The organism is Rhodococcus sp. IEGM 1305 (genome assembly GCF_030058635.1).
Classification (GTDB): Bacteria; Actinomycetota; Actinomycetes; order Mycobacteriales; family Mycobacteriaceae; genus Rhodococcus_F; species Rhodococcus_F opacus_D.
The window spans coordinates 45,168-54,365 of sequence record NZ_JASHKX010000041.1; the positions used below are offsets into that span (position 1 = coordinate 45,168).

A 9,198-nucleotide genomic window follows, 5' to 3' on the forward strand; every position below is an offset into this window, starting at 1 on the left:
CTCAGGTGATCGCGCGCACCTCGGGTTCGTCCGGGGCCGAGGCCACCGCGCCTGCCTCGTCGAGGAGATCCGCGAGGTCGTGCGGGTACACGGCTTCGCCTGCTGCCGCCAGTTCACGAACCGTGTCCGCGGTGCACCACCGGTGACCGGTGATGGTGCGGTTCTCGAGTTCGGTGAAGCCCCCGTGGTGCGGCTCGAATCCGTCGGTGCGCAGCGCGAAGAACAGTTCCTCGGAGCGGATCAGCTGCCCGTTCCAGGAGAAGATGGCAACCCGCCGCCACATGGGTCCGCGCAGCGATTCGGGCGACGCGGTGTGCCCCGTCTCCTCGGCGATCTCCCGGACCGCGGCGGCCCGCAGGTTCTCCCCCTTCTCGACGGCGCCACCGATCGTGAACCAGTAGTAGATGTCGGGGACGGTGGGGTCGTGACCCCGGAGCAGCAGGACCCGGCCATCACCGTCGAGCAGCACCACCCGGGCGGATGTCCGGACGGAGTCGAGGGACAGACCCTCGGTGAACGCAGCGGCGGACGAGCGTTCGGTGATCTCGAAGTACGTCGGCAGCGAGGCCGTGCCCCCGAGGTGCAGCCATCGGACCGGACGCCGGGTGCGGAGTGCGAGGGTGTCGCGGACGGCGTCGTTGTGGAATCGGCGGGCGATCAGCACCCGCGCCTCGGCATCGGCGAGTTCCGCCACCAACTGGGGCCGCAGGGTCTCCGGGTCGAGGGCCGAGAGCGCACTGGACAGCGCGTTCTCGGCGATCTCCCGGTCGGCCCGGTCCGACCGTTCGGCCCGGGCCGCCAGCGCGGCCAGCGACCTGCCTTCGGGTGGGTCCATCGCCGCGGCCGCCGCCCGCACGACCACCGCCCGGCGGGCGAGGGCCGCGTCGAGGGCCTGCCAGGACAGGTCGGAGCGGACGTGCAGGCGGTCGAGGCGGTTGGCCGTTCCGTACGCCCACAGGCCGATCGCCAGGACAACGGCTGCGACCAGGGCGAGGACCAGGATCGTGAGGGCGGAGAACGTCATGATCCGACCTCCCGGACGCCGTCGCGGCCGACGGTGACCGTCTCGTAGACCCGCAGGATCTGTTCGGCCACCACCGGCCAGTCGTATTCGGTGACCACCGTTCGGCCGACATCGGTGAGTGCGGCGCTGCGCTCGGGGTCGCCGAGCACCGAGTCGATCCCGGCGGCGAGCGCCGCCGCATCCCCGACCGGCACCAGCACGCCTGCCTGCCCGTCCCGCAGGACACGGCGGAACGCGTCCAGTTCGCTCGCCACGACGGCGGCTCCCGCGGCCATCGCCTCCACCAGCACGATGCCGAAGCTCTCACCACCGAGGTTGGGTGCGCAGTACACGTCGGCGCTCCGCAGTGCCGACGCCTTGTCGGCATCGTCGACCTGGCCGAGCAGACGCAGGTGCCCGAAGACCGGGCCGGCCTCGCGGCGCAGTTTGTCCTCGTCGCCGCGGCCGACCACCAGCACCTCGAGGCCGGGATACTTCTCCACCAGGGCGGGAAGCGCCTTGAGAAGCACCGCCATGCCCTTGCGGGGCTCGTCGTAGCGGCCGAGGAAGAGGATGGTCTTTCCGGGACGCGGGTAGCCGGGCAGCGGCTCGGCGTTCGCGAACGCCTGGACGTCGACCCCGTTGGGGATCTCGACCGCATCGGAGCCCAGTGATTCCACCTGCCAGCGTCGCGCGAGTTCCGACACCGCGATGCGGCCGCTGATCTTCTCCAGGTAGGGCTGGAGTACACCCTGAAATGTGCTCAGCACCAACGACTTCGTGGTCGACGTGTGGAAGGTGGCCACGATGGGCCCCTCGGCCACGCGCATGGCGAGCATCGACAGGCTCGGCGCGTTCGGCTCGTGGATGTGCAGGACGTCGAAGTTGTTGTCCGAGATCCAGCGCCGCACGCGGGCGCTCGCGGCGGGGCCGAAACTCAGCCGGGCCACCGAGCCGTTGTAGGGAATGGCGAGGGCGCGTCCCGCGGAGACGACGAAGTCGGGCAGGTCGACGTCGTCGGACGCCGGCGCGAGGACGCTCACCTTGTGCCCGCGCTCGATCAGAACCTCCGCGAGGTCGACGACGTGAGCCTGCACTCCGCCCGGGACGTCGAACGAGTACGGGCAGACCATTCCGATCTTCACGAGTTCTCCATGCGGGAGAGCCTCGACTGGGACAGGTCGGAGAGCCACAGCGGCTGAAGCATGTGCCAGTCCTCGGGATGTGCCGCGATGTTGGCTTCGAACCGGTCCGCCAGGGCCTGAGTCGCCGCGGCAACCCCCGCGGTGGTGTCGATCGGCGGGTCGATGCGGAAACCCCACCCGCCGTCTGTGAACCAGCAGTGCACCGGTAGGAGCGGCGCGCCGGTGTCGATCGCCAGCTTCGCGGGGCCGGCGGGCATGCGCGTCGGTTCCCCGAAGAACGTCACCGGGACGCCCTTCTTCGCCAGGTCGCGTTCACCGAGGAGGCACACGATCCCGTTGCCGCGCAGTCGCGCCGACAGTTCCACGAACGGGGGGTTCTCTCCTCCGCTGAGCGGGAAGATCTCGAAGCCGAGCCCTTCGCGGTAGTCGACGAACCGCCGGTACAGCGACTCCGGCTTCAATCGCTCGGCGACCGTGGACAGCCCGCCCCAGTGCTGGGCGCACCACACACCCGCCATGTCCCAGTTGCCGCTGTGCGGCAGTGCCATGACCGCGCCCCGGCCGGCTTCTTTCGCGGCGTCGAGGTGCTTCTGGCCTTCGATCAGCTCGTCGAGGGCGGCGCCCGTCTTCACGAGGTCCATCGACGGCAGCCGGAAAGCCTCCCGCCAGTAGCGCGCGTAGGACCGCATCGACGCCTGCATCAGGGTGTCCGGCACCTCGGCCGCGGGTACACCGAGCACGCGGGCGAGATTGCGGCGCAACTGTTCCGGGCCGCCGTTCCGGACGGCGAAATCGGCTCCCCTGTCGAACAGGGCGACCGCGGCCTTCTCCGGCAGCGCACGGACCAGCCGCCAGCCGGTCGCGTACCCCAGGTCGCTGATGCGTTCCGACAGGCCGCTCACTGCGCGCTCGCCTGTCCGTCTTCCGGCGTCGTGTCCGCAGGCGGGAGGGGCAGCACGTCCCGGGCGCCCGGCGACCGGCGAACGGCCAGTACCCGCTGGAACACGGTGATGACGCTGCCCGCCGACAGCAACCACATCGCGACGTGAATGGCCCATGGAACTCCGAGCCCGGTCACGCCGGCACCGACCAGCACGATGACCAGCCGATCGGGTCGTTCGATGAGTCCACCGTCGGCGGACAGTCCACTGGCCTCGGCGCGCGCCTTGGCGTACGAGATCACCTGCGAGGTGACGAGGCACAGCAGAGTCGCGATCAGCAGCGGCTTGCTGTTCTCGTGATAGACCGCCCACCAGGCGAGACCGGCGAAGATCGCACCGTCGGCCACCCGGTCGCAGGTGGCGTCGAGAACGGCACCGTACCGGGTTCCGCCGCCGCGGGCGCGGGCCATGGCACCGTCGAGCATGTCGAACATGACGAACAGCCAGATGAACATCGCTCCCCAGAACAGATGTCCGCTGGGAAACAGTGTGACCGCGCCGGCCACGGTCGCCACGGTGCCGATGACGGTGACGGAATCGGGGGTGAGCCCGGTCTTGACCAGAGCCTTCCCCAATGGTGCCGTCACCTTGGACACGGATGCCCGTCCGAAGAAGCTCAGCACCTCTCCACCCCGTTCTTCACTTCCTGCCAGGAACCCCGCACGCGTGAGCCAGCGACTCCCGCGTCATTCATCTATCGCGTCATTCATTCCAGGCCTTCGCCAGCAGCCCCCGGGTCTCGCGCAGCAACTGCGGCATGACCTTGACCCCGGCGAGGACCGTGATGAAGTTCGCGTCCCCGCCCCAGCGCGGAACGATGTGCTGATGCAGGTGCTCGGCGAGCGAACCGCCTGCCGCCGCACCGAGATTGAGACCGACGTTGAAACCGTCCGGCCGCGACACCCGCTTGATCACGCGCAGAGCCTGCTGCGTGAACGACATCAACTCGGCGCTTTCCTCCTCCGTCAGGTCTTCGAGCGCCGCGACCTTGCGGTAGGGAACGACCATCAGGTGCCCCGGGTTGTACGGGTACAGGTTGAGCACCGCGTAGACGTGCTCACCCCGGGCGACGATCAACCCGTCCTCGTCGTCCATCTTCGGGATGTCGATGAACGGCTCGTTCGGGGTGTCCCGCGACTTCGGCGCCTCGGCGATGTACGACATGCGGTGCGGCGACCAGATCCGCTGGAGGTGATCGGGTTCGCCGGGGCCGCGGTCCACGAGGCGGCCGGGGCCGCCGAGCATCTCGTCGGCCGTCACGTCGTCACCTCCGGTCATGTGCGTCACCCTTCCTTACCGGGTTGCAGCAGTTCCGCCGTCGGCGAGGCATTCTCGCGGCGGCCGATCCACTCGGTGACGATGCGCACGGCGTCGTCCACGGGCACCCCGTTGACCTGGGTGCCGTCCCGGAATCGGAAGCTGACGGCGCCCGCCTCGACGTCGCGCGCACCCGCCAGCAACATGAACGGCACCTTCTGCGCCGTGTTGTTGAAGATCTTCTTCTGCATGCGGTCGTCGCTCGCGTCGACCTCGGCGCGGATACCGGCCGCCTTCAGCCGCTTCACCACGTCGAAGAGGTGGTCGGCGAACGTCTCGGCGACCGGGATGCCGACCACCTGGACGGGCGCCAGCCACGCCGGGAACGCACCCGCGTAGTGCTCGGTGAGCACACCGAAGAACCGTTCGATGGAACCGAACAGGGCCCGGTGGATCATGACCGGACGCTGCTTGGTGCCGTCGTTGGCCGTGTACTCGAGGTCGAAACGCTCCGGCAGGTTGAAGTCGAGCTGAATGGTCGACATCTGCCAGGTGCGGCCCAGGGCGTCCTGCACCTGCACCGAGATCTTCGGTCCGTAGAACGCGGCGCCGCCCGGATCGGGAACGAGGTTCAGCCCCGACGACTCCGCGACCTCGGCGAGCGTCGCCGTCGCTTCGTCCCACACGGCATCGTCGCCGACGAACTTGTCCGGGTTCTTGGTGGACAGCTCGAGGTAGAAGTCGTCGAGTCCGTAGTCCTTCAGCAGGCCGAGCACGAACTGCAGGGTGGTCGCCAGTTCGTCACGCATCTGCTCACGGGTGCAGTAGATGTGCGCGTCGTCCTGGGTCATGCCGCGCACGCGGGTGAGTCCGTGGACGACACCCGACTTCTCGTACCGGTACACGGAACCGAACTCGAAGAGCCGCAACGGCAGCTCGCGGTACGACCGGCCGCGGGAGCGGAAGATCAGGTTGTGCATCGGGCAGTTCATCGGCTTGAGGTAGTAGTCCTGGCCCGGCTTGCGCACGGTGCCGTCCTCGTTCAGCTCCTCGTCGATGTGCATCGCCGGGAACATGCCGTCGCGGTACCAGTCCAGGTGACCCGACACCTCGTAGAGGTGCCCCTTGGTGATGTGGGGGGTGTTGACGAACTCGTACCCCTCCTCGACGTGCCGCTTGCGGGAGTAGTCCTCCATCTCGGTGCGGATGATTCCGCCCCGCGGATGGAACACGGGCAGTCCGGAGCCGAGTTCGTCGGGGAAGCTGAACAGGTCGAGTTCGGACCCCAGCTTGCGGTGGTCGCGACGTTCCGCCTCGGCGAGCAGTTCCAGGTGGTGGTCCTGCGCCTCCGCCGACTCCCACGCGGTGCCGTAGATGCGCTGGAGATCGGCGTTGTCCTGATTACCGCGCCAGTACGCCGCCGAGCTGCGGGTGAGCTTGAACGCCGGGATGTGCTTGGTGGTGGGGATGTGCGGGCCGCGGCACAGGTCTCCCCACACCTTCTCGCCGGTCCGCGGGTCCAGGTTGTCGTAGATGGTCAGCTCGTTGCCGCCCACCTCCATGATCTCCGGATCGTCGATTCCCGACTTGTCGTCGATGAGTTCGAGCTTGAAGGGCTCCTTCGCCAGCTCGGCGCGCGCGTCCTCGAGCGACTCGACGACGCGGCGGGAGAACCGCTGCGACCCCTTGATGATCTTCTTCATCCGCTTCTCGAGGCTCGCGAGGTCCTCGGGGGTGAACGGGCGATCGACGGCGAAGTCGTAGTAGAAGCCGTCCTTGATCGGCGGGCCGATGCCCAGCTTCGCCTCGGGGAATTCCTGCTGGACGGCCTGCGCAAGCACGTGGGCGGCGGAGTGACGGATGACGCTGCGGCCGTCGTCGGTGTTCGACGCGACCGGCTCGACCTCGACGTCGGTGTCGGGCACCCAGGACAGGTCCTTGAGCTGGCCCTCGGCGTCACGGACCACGACGACGACGTCCGGACCCTTGCTCGGGTAGCCGGCCTCCCGAACCGCTGTACCGGCCGTAGTCCCCGCGGGCACCCGGACGAGGGCGGCTGGGGCGGCGGATGCGGGGGTGCTCACGGCGATGTTCTCCTAGGTGAGGTGTGCGGTGCAGACATGGTGAATGTGCCAGCCCATGTTATCGGCCCAGCAGTCACACCCAACCATGCGTCCGGCTAGAGCGGGCTCTCCAGCCACGGGTAGTCGAGGCCGATCCACGTTCCGACGAGACCGAACGTCCCGAGCAACCACAGCGTGGCGAGGACGACGACACATGTCAGCAGCGCGCCCGCCCCCTTGACCACCAGCGACTGCCGCGAGAACCAGTGCATGAACTTGTCGTAGCGCTGCCGCGCGTAGTGCAGCAGCCGGTGGGCCCACGCGAACTCGGATGCGAGGATCCCGAGTCCCGCGAACACGATCAGCCAGCCGGGGCCCGGATAGGGAATCGCGACGATGCCGGCGGCCAGCACCAGAGCGCCGATCACCCCCACCGCGATGCGGTACGCCAGGTTGAGGCTCGGCCGCGCGGCGATGTGCGCGCGCCACCGATGCCACCGGCTCTCCGCTTCCTGGAACGGGGACAGATCCGAGTCGTCCACGTCCACGCTCTCGGGCGCGGGTCCCGGCCGAGCTTCTCCGCTAGTCACCGCTCCAGCCTACCGACCGCGACCTGCGGCGGCGCGTCGTCGCACCGCCGCACCGCCCGCGGGTCATCCCTTCACACAGACGACCTGCCGCAGGTGGGCAACGACCTCGACGAGGTCGGCCTGCGCTTCGATCACCTGCTCGATGTCCTTGTAGGCGCCGGGGATCTCGTCGATCACGCCCACGTCCTTACGCGATTCGACTCCGGACGTCTGCCGCACGAGGTCGTCGACGGTGAAGCGCTTCTTCGCCTTCGTACGGCTCATCGTCCGTCCCGCCCCGTGCGATGCCGAATTGAAGGACAACTCGGAGCCCAGGCCACGCACCACGTAGGAACCGGTGCCCATGGATCCGGGGATGAGTCCGAGATCACCCCGGCCGGCCCGGATCGCGCCCTTGCGGGTGACGAGCATCGGCTCGCCGTCGATGATCTCCTCCGACACATAGTTGTGGTGGCAGGAGATCGGCTCGTCGAATCGGACCGGCCTGCCGGGCAGGGCCTGCCGGAATGCCTGCATCACCAACGTGAGCATGACGGCACGGTTACGGGCCGCGTACTCCTGCGCCCACGTCAGGTCGTGGCGGTACGCGTCCATCTCCTCGCTGCCTGCGAGGAACACCGCGAGATCGCGATCGACCAGCCGCTGGTTGTGCGGCAACGCCCGCGCCACCGCGATGTGCCGCTCCGCCAGCTCCTTGCCGATGTTGCGCGACCCGGAGTGGAGCATCAGCCAGACCTCGTCGGCGTCCGACAGGCACACCTCGATGAAGTGGTTGCCGCCGCCGAGCGTCCCGATCTGCTTCATCGCCTTGGATTCGCGGGACTGGACACCCGAATGCAGGTCACCGAATTCCTGCCAGAAGCGGTGCCAACCCTTCTTCACTCCCCCGGCGTCCGTGACGTCCAGTGCGCCGACGTTCACCGAACGCTCGTGCATGGCAAACCCGACCGGCACCGCACGCTCGATGCGCGAGCGCATCGAGCGCAGGCTGTCGGGCAGATCGCTCGCGGTCACATCAGTTCGGACCGCCGTCATCCCGCACCCGATGTCGACGCCGACCGCCGCCGGGGCGACCGCCGCCCGCATCGCGATGACGGAACCGACCGTCGCCCCCTTGCCGACATGGACGTCGGGCATGACCCGCACACCGTGCACCCACGGCAGGTCGGCCATGTTCCGCAGCTGCTGCAACGCTGCCTGCTCGATGGTCCACTCTTCCGCCCACATCAAGGTGGGCGCGGTGGTGCCTTCCAGCCTCACGGGGAACATGGGACTCGGTCCTTCGATCGCGGATCACCCGGGGAATTTCGGCCGGCTGAGTTCATTGTCCGCCGCGCCGCAGAGCCGGAACAACCGATTATTCGGGTGCGCACACGAAAAAGAAGAGGGCGTTTCCGATTTCGGAAACGCCCTCTTCTTCTCTGTGGTCCCGGCTGGGATCGAACCAGCGACCTCCCCGGTGTGAACGGGACGCTCTTCCACTGAGCCACGGGACCGAAGCGCGCCAAACACTCGCGCTCGAACGAGTTGGAACATTAACACGACCGAGCGGCCGAACGAAAATCACGTCGTTGGGATTCGTGTCGACCCCTGCCCGCGGCACGTCCGCGACCCGGCGTCGTTCATGCGTAGTTCACCGTCTGACGCCTTGACCTGCAGATTTGTAACTATCGCGGATGGTCGGCTAATGTTCTCAACCGCACCACGGAGAACATTCTCCGCGAGTTACACGGTGCATGCGGACGTGGCGCAGCTGGTAGCGCACAACCTTGCCAAGGTTGGGGTCGCGGGTTCGAATCCCGTCGTCCGCTCGAGAGGTTGGACTCAACCTTCACGGTGGAGTGGCCGAGTGGTGAGGCAACGGCCTGCAAAGCCGTGCACACGGGTTCGATTCCCGTCTCCACCTCGCGCGATTAGCTCAGCGGGAGAGCGCTTCCCTGACACGGAAGAGGTCACTGGTTCAATCCCAGTATCGCGCACCGAGATAGATGATAGATGCACGACTGTTTTACTTGCTCGACCAGTGACGGCCCCCAGCCCGGGGGCTTTCACGAATGCGGACGTGGCGCAGCTGGTAGCGCACAACCTTGCCAAGGTTGGGGTCGCGGGTTCGAATCCCGTCGTCCGCTCTCTTTTCTCCATCCCGCGCGATTAGCTCAGCGGGAGAGCGCTTCCCTGACACGGAAGAGGTCACTGGTT

The 9,198-nt window shown here is 67.8% G+C and carries 8 protein-coding genes and 5 tRNA genes; 4 read left to right on the forward strand and 9 right to left on the reverse strand.

The annotated features are described in order from the left end of the window. Window position 1: 1 nt before the first annotated feature. The 9 genes from QM693_RS32195 to QM693_RS32235 all read right to left on the reverse strand — a co-directional run bounded on the left by QM693_RS32195 (window position 2) and on the right by QM693_RS32235 (window position 8,495). Entirely contained in the window at window positions 2-1,024 is a 1,023-nt protein-coding gene (locus tag QM693_RS32195; protein ID WP_283354363.1) for an NUDIX hydrolase, read from the reverse strand. Further along, window positions 1,021-2,148: a glycosyltransferase family 4 protein gene (locus QM693_RS32200; protein WP_283354364.1), complete on the reverse strand. Its 1,128-nt coding sequence runs from the start codon at window positions 2,146-2,148 to the stop codon at window positions 1,021-1,023. The genes QM693_RS32195 and QM693_RS32200 overlap by 4 nt, the downstream gene beginning before the upstream one ends. Continuing rightward, a complete protein-coding gene (locus tag QM693_RS32205; RefSeq protein ID WP_283331878.1) occupies window positions 2,145-3,050 on the reverse strand; it encodes a phosphatidylinositol mannoside acyltransferase in 906 nt (301 codons plus the stop codon). The genes QM693_RS32200 and QM693_RS32205 overlap by 4 nt, the downstream gene beginning before the upstream one ends. Beyond that, complete coding sequence (gene pgsA, locus QM693_RS32210) at window positions 3,047-3,712, reverse strand: phosphatidylinositol phosphate synthase (RefSeq protein ID WP_283331879.1); 666 nt, start codon at window positions 3,710-3,712, stop codon at window positions 3,047-3,049. The genes QM693_RS32205 and pgsA overlap by 4 nt, the downstream gene beginning before the upstream one ends. 79 nt (window positions 3,713-3,791) lie before the next feature. Then, window positions 3,792-4,367: an ATP adenylyltransferase gene (locus tag QM693_RS32215; RefSeq protein WP_005240964.1), complete on the reverse strand. Its 576-nt coding sequence runs from the start codon at window positions 4,365-4,367 to the stop codon at window positions 3,792-3,794. Window positions 4,368-4,372: 5 nt separating this feature from the next. After that, complete coding sequence (gene thrS / locus QM693_RS32220) at window positions 4,373-6,430, reverse strand: threonine--tRNA ligase (RefSeq protein ID WP_283354365.1); 2,058 nt, start codon at window positions 6,428-6,430, stop codon at window positions 4,373-4,375. 95 nt (window positions 6,431-6,525) lie between these two features. Beyond that, a complete protein-coding gene (locus QM693_RS32225) occupies window positions 6,526-6,951 on the reverse strand; it encodes a TIGR02611 family protein (RefSeq protein ID WP_105414643.1) in 426 nt (141 codons plus the stop codon). Window positions 6,952-7,062: 111 nt separating this feature from the next. After that, window positions 7,063-8,268 carry an RtcB family protein gene (locus QM693_RS32230; RefSeq protein WP_283354366.1) on the reverse strand — a complete coding sequence of 402 codons (1,206 nt, stop codon included), beginning with the start codon at window positions 8,266-8,268 and terminating at the stop codon, window positions 7,063-7,065. Between the two features lie 155 nt (window positions 8,269-8,423). Further along, window positions 8,424-8,495: transfer RNA gene (locus QM693_RS32235), tRNA-Val, on the reverse strand. A 242-nt stretch (window positions 8,496-8,737) separates the two neighbouring features. Here QM693_RS32235 and QM693_RS32240 point away from each other — a divergent pair. The 4 genes from QM693_RS32240 to QM693_RS32255 all read left to right on the forward strand — a co-directional run bounded on the left by QM693_RS32240 (window position 8,738) and on the right by QM693_RS32255 (window position 9,128). After that, window positions 8,738-8,810 (forward strand) — tRNA-Gly (locus QM693_RS32240). Window positions 8,811-8,834: 24 nt separating this feature from the next. Beyond that, a tRNA-Cys gene (locus QM693_RS32245) sits at window positions 8,835-8,905 on the forward strand. Window position 8,906: 1 nt separating this feature from the next. Further along, window positions 8,907-8,978, forward strand: a tRNA-Val gene (locus QM693_RS32250). Window positions 8,979-9,055: 77 nt separating this feature from the next. Further along, window positions 9,056-9,128: transfer RNA gene (locus QM693_RS32255), tRNA-Gly, on the forward strand. Window positions 9,129-9,198 lie beyond the last annotated feature (70 nt).